The organism is Streptomyces clavifer, assembly GCF_036345975.1.
Lineage (GTDB): Bacteria > Actinomycetota > Actinomycetes > Streptomycetales > Streptomycetaceae > Streptomyces > Streptomyces clavifer.
Window position 1 is genome coordinate 2318563 of sequence record NZ_CP107793.1, and the last position, 12536, is coordinate 2331098.

Annotated in this window: 12 protein-coding genes; 9 read left to right on the forward strand and 3 right to left on the reverse strand. The window is 71.6% G+C overall.

The annotated features are described in order from the left end of the window. The first annotated feature begins 5 nt into the window (after nucleotides 1-5). The 3 genes from OG927_RS10015 to fabF all read left to right on the forward strand — a co-directional run bounded on the left by OG927_RS10015 (nucleotide 6) and on the right by fabF (nucleotide 2660). Complete coding sequence (locus tag OG927_RS10015) at nucleotides 6-1007, forward strand: ketoacyl-ACP synthase III (protein ID WP_056785029.1); 1002 nt, start codon at nucleotides 6-8, stop codon at nucleotides 1005-1007. Nucleotides 1008-1070: 63 nt separating this feature from the next. Next, the gene (locus OG927_RS10020; protein WP_014045780.1) at nucleotides 1071-1319 is read left to right on the forward strand and encodes an acyl carrier protein; all 249 of its coding nucleotides are present in this window, start codon (nucleotides 1071-1073) and stop codon (nucleotides 1317-1319) included. A gap of 78 nt (nucleotides 1320-1397) precedes the next feature. After that, nucleotides 1398-2660, forward strand: a complete 1263-nt coding sequence (fabF, locus tag OG927_RS10025) for a beta-ketoacyl-ACP synthase II (protein ID WP_056785038.1) — start codon at nucleotides 1398-1400, stop codon at nucleotides 2658-2660. Between the two features lie 195 nt (nucleotides 2661-2855). Here the strand turns inward: fabF and OG927_RS10030 are convergent, their stop codons facing one another. Beyond that, complete coding sequence (locus tag OG927_RS10030) at nucleotides 2856-3350, reverse strand: DUF3145 domain-containing protein (protein ID WP_056785041.1); 495 nt, start codon at nucleotides 3348-3350, stop codon at nucleotides 2856-2858. A 361-nt stretch (nucleotides 3351-3711) separates the two neighbouring features. On the opposite strand from OG927_RS10030, the gene OG927_RS10035 reads away from it, so the two are divergent. From OG927_RS10035 to OG927_RS10045, 3 genes are all read left to right on the forward strand, one after another. Continuing rightward, nucleotides 3712-4626, forward strand: coding sequence for an SGNH/GDSL hydrolase family protein (locus OG927_RS10035; protein ID WP_124282474.1), 915 nt, complete (start codon nucleotides 3712-3714; stop codon nucleotides 4624-4626). 5 nt (nucleotides 4627-4631) lie between these two features. Next, a complete protein-coding gene (locus OG927_RS10040) occupies nucleotides 4632-5630 on the forward strand; it encodes an aldose epimerase family protein (RefSeq protein WP_274922841.1) in 999 nt (332 codons plus the stop codon). A gap of 125 nt (nucleotides 5631-5755) precedes the next feature. Beyond that, a complete protein-coding gene (locus tag OG927_RS10045) occupies nucleotides 5756-7696 on the forward strand; it encodes a flavin monoamine oxidase family protein (protein WP_056785968.1) in 1941 nt (646 codons plus the stop codon). A 4-nt stretch (nucleotides 7697-7700) separates the two neighbouring features. Here OG927_RS10045 and OG927_RS10050 read toward each other — a convergent pair whose 3' ends face one another. Beyond that, nucleotides 7701-8309 carry a LysE family translocator gene (locus OG927_RS10050; protein ID WP_124282471.1) on the reverse strand — a complete coding sequence of 203 codons (609 nt, stop codon included), beginning with the start codon at nucleotides 8307-8309 and terminating at the stop codon, nucleotides 7701-7703. Between the two features lie 13 nt (nucleotides 8310-8322). Then, nucleotides 8323-9099, reverse strand: a complete 777-nt coding sequence (locus tag OG927_RS10055; RefSeq protein ID WP_209470585.1) for an EI24 domain-containing protein — start codon at nucleotides 9097-9099, stop codon at nucleotides 8323-8325. A 111-nt stretch (nucleotides 9100-9210) separates the two neighbouring features. On the opposite strand from OG927_RS10055, the gene OG927_RS10060 reads away from it, so the two are divergent. From OG927_RS10060 to OG927_RS10070, 3 genes are all read left to right on the forward strand, one after another. After that, nucleotides 9211-10365: a mandelate racemase/muconate lactonizing enzyme family protein gene (locus OG927_RS10060; protein ID WP_330320013.1), complete on the forward strand. Its 1155-nt coding sequence runs from the start codon at nucleotides 9211-9213 to the stop codon at nucleotides 10363-10365. Beyond that, entirely contained in the window at nucleotides 10362-11381 is a 1020-nt protein-coding gene (locus OG927_RS10065) for a zinc-dependent alcohol dehydrogenase (RefSeq protein WP_056785060.1), read from the forward strand. The genes OG927_RS10060 and OG927_RS10065 overlap by 4 nt, the downstream gene beginning before the upstream one ends. A 94-nt stretch (nucleotides 11382-11475) precedes the next feature. Beyond that, entirely contained in the window at nucleotides 11476-12456 is a 981-nt protein-coding gene (locus tag OG927_RS10070; protein ID WP_124282468.1) for a hypothetical protein, read from the forward strand. Nucleotides 12457-12536 lie beyond the last annotated feature (80 nt).

Genomic DNA, 12536 nt, shown 5'->3' on the forward strand with positions numbered 1-12536 from the left:
AGAGCATGTCGAAGATCAAGCCCAGCAAGGGCGCCCCGTACGCGCGGATCATGGGTGTCGGCGGCTACCGCCCGACCCGTGTCGTGCCGAACGAGGTGATCCTCGAGACGATCGACTCGTCCGACGAGTGGATCCGCTCCCGCTCCGGCATCGCCACGCGTCACTGGGCCTCCGACGAGGAGACCGTGTCGGCGATGTCCGTGGAGGCCGCAGGCAAGGCGATCGCGGACGCCGGGATCACTCCCGAGCAGATCGGCGGAGTGATCGTCGCCACCGTCTCGCACTTCCAGCAGACCCCGGCCGTCGCGACCGACATCGCCCACCGGATCGGTGCGGGCAAGCCCGCAGCCTTCGACATCTCGGCCGGCTGCGCGGGCTTCGGCTACGGCCTCACGCTCGCCAAGGGCATGGTCGTCGAGGGTTCCGCGGAGTACGTCCTCGTCATCGGCGTCGAGCGCCTCAGCGACCTCACCGACCTGGAGGACCGCGCGACGGCCTTCCTGTTCGGCGACGGTGCGGGCGCGGTCGTGGTCGGCCCCGCGAAGGAGCCGGCCATCGGCCCCACGGTGTGGGGCTCCGAGGGCGACAAGTCCGGCACGATCAAGCAGACCGTGGCGTGGGACGTCTTCCACGCCGACCGGCCGGAGAAGTTCCCGGCCATCACACAGGAGGGCCAGGCGGTCTTCCGCTGGGCCGTCTTCGAGATGGCCAAGGTCGCCCAGCAGGCGCTGGAGGCGGCCGGGATCTCCCCGGAGGACCTGGACGTCTTCATTCCGCACCAGGCCAACATGCGGATCATCGACTCGATGGTGAAGACACTCAAGCTGCCGGAGCACGTCACGGTCGCCCGTGACGTGGAAACCACCGGCAACACGTCGGCCGCCTCGATTCCGCTCGCAATGGAGCGGCTCCTGGCGACCGGTCAGGCCAAGAGCGGCGACACGGCGCTCATCATCGGCTTCGGGGCGGGTCTCGTCTACGCCGCGACGGTCGTTACCCTCCCCTAGGCACACCGGACCTTTCGGTCCGTACGCCCGAACCCTGCAGAATCACATCGAAGGAGCGCCAACATGGCCGCCACTCAGGAAGAGATCGTCACCGGTCTCGCCGAGATCGTCAACGAGATCGCCGGTATCCCGGTCGAGGACGTCCAGCTGGACAAGTCCTTCACCGACGACCTGGACGTCGACTCGCTGTCCATGGTCGAGGTCGTCGTCGCCGCCGAGGAGCGCTTCGACGTCAAGATCCCCGACGAGGACGTCAAGAACCTCAAGACGGTCGGCGACGCTGCCGACTACATCCTGAAGCACCAGGGCTGATCCCAGCCCGCTCGTGTGTCGCCACCCGGCGGTGGCGCCGCTGATTCACGACCCTCTACACGTGGAGAAGATTTTCCAGTGAGCCCGACCAATCGCACCGTGGTCGTCACCGGTATCGGCGCAACCACTCCGCTGGGTGGCGACTCCGCATCGACCTGGGAAGGTCTGATGGCGGGCCGCTCCGGCGTCAAGCCCCTCGAGGGCGAACGTTTCGCCGAACTGCCCGTCCGGATCGCGGCCCTCGCGGCCGTGGACCCGAGCGAGGTCCTTCCTCGCCCGCTCGCCCGCAAGCTGGACCGGTCGGCGCAGTTCGCGCTGATCGCGGCCCGCGAGGCGTGGGGGGACGCCGGCTTCACCGGCAAGGCCGGTGAGGACGAGAAGATCCGGCCCGAGCGTCTGGGTTCCGTCATCGCCTCCGGCATCGGCGGCGTGATCACCCTGCTCGACCAGTACGACGTGCTGAAGGAGAAGGGCGTACGCCGCGTCTCCCCGCACACCGTTCCCATGCTCATGCCCAACGGCCCGGCGGCCAACGTCGGCCTGGAGATCAACGCCCAGGCCGGTGTCCACACCCCGGTCTCCGCCTGCGCGTCGGGCGCCGAGGCCATCGGGTACGCCGTCGAGATGATCCGTACCGGCCGTGCCGACGTGGTCGTCGCCGGTGGCACCGAGGCGGCCATCCACCCGCTGCCGATCGCCGCGTTCGCCAACATGATGGCGATGTCGAAGAGCAACGACGAGCCCGAGAAGGCCTCACGTCCGTACGACACGGCCCGTGACGGCTTCGTCCTCGGCGAGGGGGCCGGCGTCGTCGTCCTGGAGTCCGCGGAGCACGCGGCCGCACGGGGCGCCAGGGTCTACTGCGAGGTGCTGGGCCAGGGCCTGTCCGCGGACTCCCACCACATCGCTCAGCCCGAGCCCACCGGGCGCGGGATCGCCGCCGCGATGCAGAACCTGCTGGACTCGACGGATCTCAAGCCGTCGGAGGTCGTGCACCTGAACGCGCACGCCACGTCCACCCCGCAGGGCGACGTGGCCGAGCTCAAGGCACTGCGCAAGGTCCTGGGCGACGACCTGGACCACGTCGCGATCTCCGCCACGAAGTCCATGACCGGTCACCTGCTGGGTGGCGCGGGCGGCATCGAGACGGTGGCGACGGTGCTGGCGCTGCACCACCGGCTGGCACCCCCGACCATCAACATCGACAACCTCGACGACGCGGTGGAGGCGAACGTCGTGCGCGACAAGCCGCAGCCGCTGCCCGAGGGGCCCATCGCCGCGATCAACAACTCGTTCGGTTTCGGCGGCCACAACGTGGTGCTGGCGTTCCGCTCGGTCTGACCGCGCCCGCTCGCGAGGCCCGCTTCCCCTCGGGGAGGCGGGCCTCCGGCATGCCGTGCCCGCACGCCCGGCGTGCGGGGGCGGGGCGTGGGCGGACGACAGCGCCGCGGCCGCCCGGCGAGGCCGAGCAAACGTTTCAGCGGCCCGGGCGTGGACGCCGGGGCCGGACGGCGGCCGGGAGCCGGGTGGCGCCCCTCACACGACCTGGTGGAGCCACCGCACGGGTGCCCCCTCGCCGGCGTGCCGGAAGGACTCCAGCTCGTCGTCCCACGGCTTGCCCAGGAGCTTGGCGACCTCGGCCTCCAGGTCCGTCTCCCCGCGCACGGAGCGCGCCAGTGCGGCCCGCAGCCGGTCCTCGGGGACCAGGATGTCGCCGTGCATGCCGGTGACCGCGTGGAAGATGCCGAGGCCGGGCGTGGAGCTGTAGCGCTCCCCCTCGGCCGTCGGGCACGGCTCGGCCGTCACCTCGAAGCGCAGCATGTCCCAGCCGCGGAGTGCGGAGGCGAGCTCCGACGCGGTGCCGACACGGCCCTTCCAGGAGAATTCGGACCGCCACGTACTGGGCGCGGCCGGCTGTCTGATCCAGTCGAGCTGGACCCGCACCCCGAGTACGTTCGCCACGGCCCACTCGATGTGCGGGCACAGCGCGCGCGGTGCGGAGTGGACGTACAGGACTCCACGTGTCGTCACCGGGACCTCCAGTGTGGGACGAGGTTCGCCTTCCCCAGCGGCCTTGTGTCCGTGCCGTCTCTTTCCGGCCGGCTCCCGAGGTTGTCATCAGTAAACAGCATCGGGAGTTAATCTCCATAAAAGGGACAGTATGTGACGTCAGGTAATTTACCGGAGCCACCCGTTCGTCGGATGGGCGGGCAACCGTCACTGGTTCGACGGGGAAAAGCTACCGTGCGCCGGGGCCGGGTGTGTGACGTACCGTCGGTCCCGGGGCCATGATTCGCCGAGCATTCACCCGCGGGGGCGCGCGGGCCCGCCACCTGGGGCTGCGGGGGTGTGCCAGGGGCACAATCACCTGTACGACCGGAGGGGAACAGGGATGCCTGAGCGTTCGTCGCGCCGCCGTATCCGCACTGCCATCGCCACGCTGACGGCGGCCGTGTGCGCCGGCGCCGCCGTGCTGACGGGCTGCACGGGCGGACCGGACGGGGGCACGGGGGGTGCGGCCGGGCCGGGGAGCCCGTCACCGTCCCCGACCCCGGTGTGGGACGTGAGCCCGGCCTCCGTGGCCGCCGTGGGGGACTCCATCACCCGGGGCTTCGACGCCTGCTCGGTGCTGGCCGACTGCCCGGAGGTGTCGTGGGCCACGGGCACCGACGACGGGGTCCGCAGTCTCGCGGTGCGGCTCCTCGGGGCGTCCGGAGCGGCCTCGCACAGCTGGAACCACGCCGTGTCGGGCGCCCGGATGGCGCAGCTGCCGGAGCAGATGGCGCTGGCCGGCAAGGAGAAGCCGGAGCTGGTGGCGGTGATGATCGGCGCGAACGACGCCTGCCGCGACTCGGTCGACATCATGACTCCGGTGGCGGACTTCCGGGCGGCCTTCGAGGCGTCGATGCGGCAGCTGCGCGGCGCGGCGCCCGAGGCCCAGGTGTACGTGTCGAGCGTGCCGGACCTGAAGCGGCTCTGGTCGACCGGGCGCGAGAACCCGCTGGGCAAGCAGATCTGGAAGCTGGGGATCTGCCGCTCGATGCTGGGCGACGCGGACGACATGGGCGCGGCGGCCGTCGCGCGGCGGAACACGGTGCAGGAGCGCGTCGTCGCGTACAACGGCGCCCTGCGGGACGTGTGCGCCGAGGACCCGCTCTGCCGGTACGACGGCGGGGCGGTGTTCGACTACCGGTTCACCGGTGAGCAGCTGAGTCAGTGGGACTGGTTCCACCCCGGCCGCAACGGCCAGGCGCGGCTGGCGGAAATCGCTTACCGCAATGTCACGGCGTCCGGGCCCCCCGCGTAAAGTCCATGATCATGACGACGGGTACAGCGGTACACAGCGAAGACTTCACCCCGCTCGCGGACGGCACCGCCGTGCGGCGCTGGACCCTGGAGCGCGACGGTACGCGGGTGCGGGTGCTGACGTACGGCGCCGTGGTGCAGTCGGTCGAGGTGCCCGGCCGGGACGGCACCCGGGCCGGTGTGGCCCTGGGTCTGCCGGACACCGCGGGGTACGAGACGTACGCGGGTCCGTACTTCGGCGCCCTGGTCGGGCGGTACGCGAACCGGATCGGCGGGGCTTCGTTCGTCCTCGACGGACGGACGCACCAGGTGACGCCCAACGAGGGCCGCAACCACGTGCACGGCGGGACGCGGGGCTTCGACAAGCGGGTGTGGGACGCCGAGGAGGTGCCGGACGGGGTGCGGCTCTCCCTGGTCGCGGAGGACGGCGAGGAGGGCTTCCCGGGGCGCCTGGAGGTCTCGGTGGCGTACACCCTGGACGCGGGCGGGGCGCTGCGGATCGGCTACCGGGCGACGACGGACGCACCGACCGTGCTGAACCTGACGAACCACACCTACTGGAATCTGGCCGGCGCGGACAGCGGGAGTGCGCTCGGGCACGAACTGCGGCTCGCCGGCTCGCGGATCACTCCGGCGGACGCGGAGTCGATTCCGACGGGTGAGTTCGCGCCGGTGGACGGGACCCGGTTCGACTTCCGGGAGCCGAAGCCCGTGGGGCCGGGGTACGACACCAACTACGTGCTCGACGAGACCGGCGACGCACCCGCCGCCGAGCTGTACGACGCCGCGTCCGGACGGGTCCTGACGGTCACGACGACGGAGCCGGGACTGCAGCTGTACACCGCCGACCACTTCGAGGGCCGGCCCTTCGTGCCGTGTGCCGGGATCGCGCTGGAGACGCAGCACTTCCCCGACTCCCCGAACCGCCCGGAGTTCCCGAGCACGGTGCTGCGGCCGGGCGAGGAGTTCGTGTCCACGACGGTGTACGGGTTCTCGGTGCGCTGACGCCCAACTCCCCCCGCACCGGCCGGTGTCAACACACGACGAGCACGATCACCGGCGGGTGAACCGTGGGGCCGGGGGCGCGTCCGCGACGGTGCCGCCCGGTGCGGCACCGCATGGTGATCGACATGACCTCACCAGCTGATGACTCGCCCGCCGCCCTGCCTTCCCGCCGGTCCCTGATCGCGGGAGCCACCGCGGGTGCCGCGGCCCTGGCCGTGGCCGCCGCCGCGCCCGCGGGCGCGGCTTCCCGGGCCGCCGTCGCGGCGCCCGGAGCGGCCCCGGCCGCCGCACCCGGCGCCGACCGGGAGACCTGTCTCACCGTCGCCCGCGCCATCCTCGTGCGCGACGGGGACGACCGTGACCTGGTGCCCCGCTACCGCGAGGTCCTGCTCGGCAAGGGGCTCCCCCGCACGCGTGCCGCACGTAAGAAGGTGCTGGTCATCGGCGCGGGGCCGGCCGGGCTCGCCGCGGCGCGGCTGCTCCACGAGGCCGGCCACACCGTCACCGTGATCGAGGCCAACGGCAACCGTGTCGGCGGCCGCATCAAGACCTTCCGGGCCGGCGGCCACGAGAAGTCGGACCCGCCCTTCGCGGACCCGAAGCAGTACGCCGAGGCCGGCGCGATGCGCATCCCGGACAGCCACCCGCTGGTCACCGGGCTCATGGACGGCTACGAGCTCAAGCGCCGCCGCTTCCACCTGGTCGACGTGGACGGCGAGGGCCGTCCCGCCAACCGCACCTGGATCCACGTCAACGGCGTCCGGGTCCGCCGCGCGGACTACGCCGAGAAGCCGCAGACGGTCAACCGCTCCTTCGGCGTGCCCGCGGCCTACGAGAACACGCCCGCCTCGAAGATCGTCCGGGACGCGCTCGCCCCCGTGCGCGAGGAGATCGAGGGCAAGGAGGGGACCGCGCTGGTCGAGGGCTGGGCGACGGTCCTCCAGCGGTACGGGCACTGGTCGATGTACCGGTATCTGACCGAGGCGGCCGAGCTCGACGAGCGCACCGTCGACCTCATCGGCACCGTCGAGAACATGACCTCGCGGCTCCACCTCGCCTTCCTGCACAGCTTCATCGGAGCCTCGCTGATCAGCCCGGCCACCTCCTTCTTCGAGCTGCCGGACGGCACCGCCACCCTGGTCGACGCGATGTACGCGCAGGTCAAGGATCTGGTGCACCTGGACCGGCGGGCCACCCGGATCAGCCGCACCAGGGACGGGGTCACCGTCGAGACGGTCTCCGAGGGCCGGGGCGGGCCCGTCGTCCGGGAGACGTTCACCGGCGACCGGGCCATCATCACGGTCCCCTTCTCCGGGCTGCGGCACATCCCGGTCACGCCCGCGCTCTCGTACGGCAAGCGGCGTGCGATCACCGAGATCCACTACGACACCGCGACCAAGGTGCTGCTCGAATTCAGCCGCCGCTGGTGGGAGTTCGACGAGGCGGACTGGAAGCGGGAGCTGGAGACGGTGCGTCCCGGCCTGTACGAGGCCTACCGGACGGGCAGGGCCCCGGCCGACGGCTCACTGCTGGGCGCGCACGGCTCGGTGCCGCCCGGCCACGTCCCCCCGAACCAGCGGGTGCACTACGCGGCCTGCCGGGCCTCGGCCCGCGACCAGCCCGAGGCGGCGCACGTCATCGGCGGCGGCTCGGTGACCGACAACGCCAACCGGTTCATCTACCAGCCCTCACACCCGGTCGAGGGCAGCCGGGGCGGGGTCCTCCTCGCCTCGTACAGCTGGGCCGACGACGCCCTGAAGTGGGACTCGCTGGAGGAGGACGAGCGCTACCCGCGCACCCTGGGCGGTGTCCAGGACGTGTACGGGCAGCGCGTCGAGGTGTTCTACACGGGGGTGGGCCGCACCCAGTCCTGGATGCGCGACCCGTACGCGTACGGCGAGGCGTCCGTGCTCCTGCCGGGCCAGCACACCGAGCTCTTCCCCGACGTCCGTACCCCGGAGGGGACGCTGCACTTCGCCGGCTGCCACACGTCGGTCAAGCCGGCGTGGATCGAGGGTGCGCTGGAGTCGGCCGTCAGGACGGCGCTGGAGGTGCACGGGGGCTGACGCCTCAGCGGGCGAGGCCCAGGGTGACGCCGAGGCCGACCAGGACCGAGCCGATCGTCCGGTTGAGGACCTTCTGCCTGCGCAGCATCGCGGTGCGCAGGTGGGAGTGGGAGAAGAACAGGGCCACCAGGCCGAACCAGCCCAGATGGGCCAGGGACATGAACAATCCGTAGCCCGCCTGCTGCCACAGGCCCGTGTCCGGGCCGACGACCTGGGTGAAGGTGGACACGACGAAGAGCGTGGTCTTGGGGTTCAGCGCGTTGGTCAGGAAGCCGGTGCGCAGCGCCCCGAGCCTGCTCAGCCCGGGCCTGGACCCGAGGTCGACGTCGAGGTCGGCGCGGGCGAGGAAGGTGCGTACGCCGATGTAGACGAGGTAGCACGCGCCGGCCAGCTTGATCACGGTGAACAGCGTGGTGGACGAGGCGATCAGCAGGCCGACGCCGAGCATCGTGTAGGTGACGTGGACGAGGACGCCCGCCGCGACCCCGGCCGCCGCGACGAGTCCGGTCGTACGGCCGTAGAGGTAGCTGTTGCGCACGATCATCGCGAAGTCGGCCCCCGGGCTGACGACCGCGAGGACGGTGATGAGCGCGACGGCGAGCAGTTCGGTCACGGCGGGTTCCGTCTCAGCCCTTGTTCAGGGTGTACGGCTCCGGGGCCGGAACCGGGGCCGCCGTGAGATCACGGACCAGCAGGGTGGCACCGGCGACCGCTCCCGGCATCAGGAAGACGGCGACGAAGGGCACGAGGAAGGAGAGCGCGAGCGGCACGCCGAAGCCGAGGACCATCATGCGGCGTCCGCGCAGCAGGACGAGCCGGTCCTTGAGGACCAGGCCCCGGCGCTGGAGGGCGACGGCGGTGAGCTCCTCGGCGAGGAAGTAGCCGGAGACGCAGAAGCCCAGGGCGGGGACCACCGTCTGCCCGAGGACGGGGACGAACCCGAGGGCGAAGAGCAGCACCCCGTACAGCGCCACCCGCACCAGGATGCGGACGGAGTCGCGGGCGGAGATCCACAGCTCCTGCCAGAGCGGCAGGTCCGACTCGGGGACCTCGCCGCCCTCGCTGCGGTCGACCTCCTCGGAGAGCGACTCGTAGAACGGCTGGCCGACCAGCAGGGTGACGGCGGTGAAGGTGATCACCGCGAGGAACAGTCCGAGGACGAAGACGAGGACGACGAGCGTGTTGCGCAGGAGCCCCGACCAGGGCGAGGACCAGTCGTCGGCGAACGGGGTGGACCAGGCGACGAAGTCGTCGGCGCCGTAGCCCAGTCCGACCAGCGCGCCGGCGTAGACGACCAGGGTGATGAGCCCGGGCAGCAGGCCGAAACCGAACCACCGGCCGTGCCCGAAGGCCCAGCGCTGGCCCTTGATCAAGTAACCGAAACCCGCCCCGAGATCACTCATGGCGTCAGCGTACTTGCGCGAACCATTGACACGTCCCCTGGCCCGTCATTAACGTCACGCCAGCATTTCGAACGAGTGACGAAATATCGAACATGTGGAAAGGCAACACCCGTGCGCATCACCGGAATCAGTACGCACGTCGTCGGCACGCCGTGGCGCAACCTCACCTACGTCCAGGTTCACACCGATGAGGGCCTCACCGGTGTCGGCGAGACGCGGATGCTGGGGCGCACGGACGCGCTGCTCGGCTATCTGCGGGAGGCGTCGGCCAATCACGTCGCCGGCTCCGACCCGTTCGCGATCGAGGACCTCGTCCGCCGCATGAAGTACGGCGACTACGGGCGGGCCGGCGAGATCGTGATGTCCGGCATCGCGGTCATCGAGATGGCCTGCTGGGACATCAAGGGCAAGGCACTCGGCGTCCCCGTCTGGCAGCTGCTCGGCGGGAAGGTGACCGACCGGGTGAAGGCGTACGCGAACGGCTGGTACACCACCGAGCGCACCCCGGAGGCGTACCACAAGGCGGCGCAGGGGGTCGTCGAGCGTGGGTACCGGGCGCTGAAGATCGACCCCTTCGGTACGGGGCACTTCGAGCTGGGCCAGGAGGAGACCCGTTACGCGGTGTCCCTGATCGAGGCCGTGCGGGACGCCATCGGCCCCGACACCGAGCTGATGCTGGAGATGCACGGGCGGTTCAGCCCGTCGACGGCGGTGCGGATCGCCCGCGAGATGGCGCCCTTCAAGCCGGCCTGGCTGGAGGAGCCGGTTCCCCCGGAGAACCTCAAGGCGCTCAGCAAGGTCGCGGAGAAGGTCGACATGCCGATCGCCACGGGAGAGCGCATCCACGACCGGATCGAGTTCCGCGAGCTCTTCGAGTCGCAGGCCGCCGACATCATCCAGCCCGACGTCGGCCACATCGGCGGCATCCTGGAGACCCGCAAGCTCGCGGCGACCGCGGAGACGCACTACACGCTGATCGCCCCGCACAACGTGGGCGGCTCGGTGCTGACCGCCGCGAGTCTCCAGGTCGCCGGCTGCACCCCCAACTTCAAGATCCTGGAACACTTCAACGACTTCGCGGACGCGGACATCAAGAAGGTCGTCAAGGGCGCCCCTGCCGTCGACCCCGCCACCGGCTGCTTCGAGCTCTCCGACGCCCCCGGGCTCGGCGTGGAGCTGGACGTGGACGCCGCCGCGGAATTCCCGCAGCAGCAGGCCCGGTTCGACCTGTGGGCGGACGGCTGGGAGAGGAGGCAGCCCAAGTGAGCACACGCTCGCGCTCGCTGACCATCGAGCGGCCCGGCAGCCACACACTGACCGAGGGTCCGCTCCCGGAGCCGGGCCCCGGTGAGGTCAGGGTGCGGGTCGCCGCGGCCGGAATCTGCATGAGCGACCGCGAGGTGTACGACGGCCACCGCGACCCCGCCTACGTGCGCTACCCCGTGGTGCCCGGTCACGAGTGGTCGGGGACCGTCGACGCCGTGGGCGAGGGCGTCGATCCCGCGCTGACCGGGCGGCGCACGGTCGCCGAGGGCTTCCGGGCCTGCGGGCGCTGCGAACGGTGCCGGTACGGGGAGACCTCCCTGTGCACGGCGGGGTACGACGAGACGGGATTCACCCGGCCCGGGGCCTTCGCCGACCACCTGGTGGTCCCGGCGCGGCTGCTGCACCCGCTGGCCGACGACGCCGATCTGCGGGCCGCCGCCCTGCTGGAGCCCGCCGCGGTGATCGCGGCGGCCGTGCGGGCCGGGGCGCCCGAGCCCGGCGAGCGAATCGCCGTGGTGGGGGCGGGGACGCTGGGGCTGCTCGCGGTCCAGCTGCTGGCGGCGGTGTCGCCGGCGGAGCTGACCGTGATCGACCCGCGGACGGAACGGGCCTCACTGGCCCTGGACTTCGGCGCGGGTGAGACCCGCACCCCGAAGGAGGCCGACGAGGTACGGGGCCGCTACGACCTGGTCGTGGAGACGGCCGGCGCCCCGTCCACCGCGGCCGACGCGTGCCTGCTGGCGCGGCGCGGCGGCCGGGTGGTGCTCACCGGGATGTTCACCCCGGGGGCGGTGGGAATCGATCCGGTGCACCTGTCGCTGAGCCAGCTCACCGTGCGCAGCGTCTTCGGGGCGCCGTCGGCCGCCTGGTCGTACGCGGTACGGGCGTTCACGGCCGGGCTGCTCGATCCGGCGCCGCTGATCACGCACGAGTTCCCGCTGGAGGGGTTCGCCGAGGCGGTGGCGCTGGTCGGCGCCGGGGACCCGGGGACCGGGAAGGTGCTGCTGCGCCCGTGACGGGCCCGCCCCGAGACTCCCGTACCGGTGTGCGTGCCGTGCCGCACCTCATGATCCGAACTTCGTCCGAAATACCGAACGTGAAGGACCAGCTGTGAAAGACACCCCTGTCCCCGCCCCCGGCGCCGGTCCCCGCCGCCCCGGTGCCGCGGCGCTCACCGCGCTCGGCCTCGGTGCGGCGCCCCTCTCCCCCGCCGACGCCTCCCCGCACTCCTTCCCCGACGGCGGCAGCTGGCGCACCGAGGTGCCGTCCGTGGAGGGTCCGGAGGCCCTCGGCGTCGTACTGAAGGAGTCCGCCAGGCTCGACGTACCCGTGCACCGCGTCAGTCAGGGCAGCGGTGTCTGGATGCTGAGCGACGCGGAGATCACCGAGATGGTGGAGGGCTGCGCCGAACGCGACATCGAGCTCTGCCTGTTCACGGGACCGCGCGGCACCTGGGACACCGGCGCCTCGGTCCGGACGGACTCGGGCGGCGCCGGGCTGCGCTCCCGGGGCCACGACGCCCTGGCCGGCTGCGTCGAGGACGCGCTGCGCGCCACCGGGCTGGGGGTGAAGTGCCTGCTCGTGGCGGACGAGGGGGTGCTGTGGACCCTGCACCGGCTGCGCGGGCAGGGTGTCCTGCCCGCGGACACCACCTTCAAGGTGTCGGCGCTGATCGGGCCGGTGAACCCGGCCTCGTACGCGGTGTTCGAACAGCTGGGCGCCGACTCGATCAACATCCCCTCCGACCTGACGCTCGCCCAGTTCACCGAGATCCGCCGGGTCTCCCGGGCCCCGATGGACCTCTACATCGAGGCGCCGGACGACCTCGGCGGCTTCGTACGGATGTACGAGGTCGCCGAGCTGATCCGGCGGGGCGCGCCGCTGTACCTGAAGTTCGGCCTCTCCAGGGCACCCGGGATCTATCCGTACGGCCAGCACCTGCGGGAACTGGCCCTGGCCACCGCCAAGGAGCGCGTGCGGCGCGGCCGGCTCGCGCTCGACCTGCTCGCGCGCCACGGGGCGGACGGGGGCATGGCCGCGCTCGGCACCCGGCTGCCGGGCCCGCTCAACCGGTTCGAGATCTCGTCATAACGTTCCGGAAACACAGTCCCCAAAAGAAGACACAGCCGCGCACAATCCCACACACCTGTTCTCGGTCGCTCTGCCCTCAG

Coding starts and splice junctions, on each gene's coding strand:
- OG927_RS10055 (WP_209470585.1), bottom strand. CDS start 9,099: ATGAGTGATCTCGGGGCGGGTTTCGGTTACTTGATCAAGGGCCAGCGC.
- OG927_RS10040 (WP_274922841.1), top strand. CDS start 4,632: ATGATCATGACGACGGGTACAGCGGTACACAGCGAAGACTTCACCCCG.
- OG927_RS10020 (WP_014045780.1), top strand. CDS start 1,071: ATGGCCGCCACTCAGGAAGAGATCGTCACCGGTCTCGCCGAGATCGTC.
- OG927_RS10015 (WP_056785029.1), top strand. CDS start 6: ATGTCGAAGATCAAGCCCAGCAAGGGCGCCCCGTACGCGCGGATCATG.
- OG927_RS10045 (WP_056785968.1), top strand. CDS start 5,756: ATGACCTCACCAGCTGATGACTCGCCCGCCGCCCTGCCTTCCCGCCGG.
- OG927_RS10035 (WP_124282474.1), top strand. CDS start 3,712: ATGCCTGAGCGTTCGTCGCGCCGCCGTATCCGCACTGCCATCGCCACG.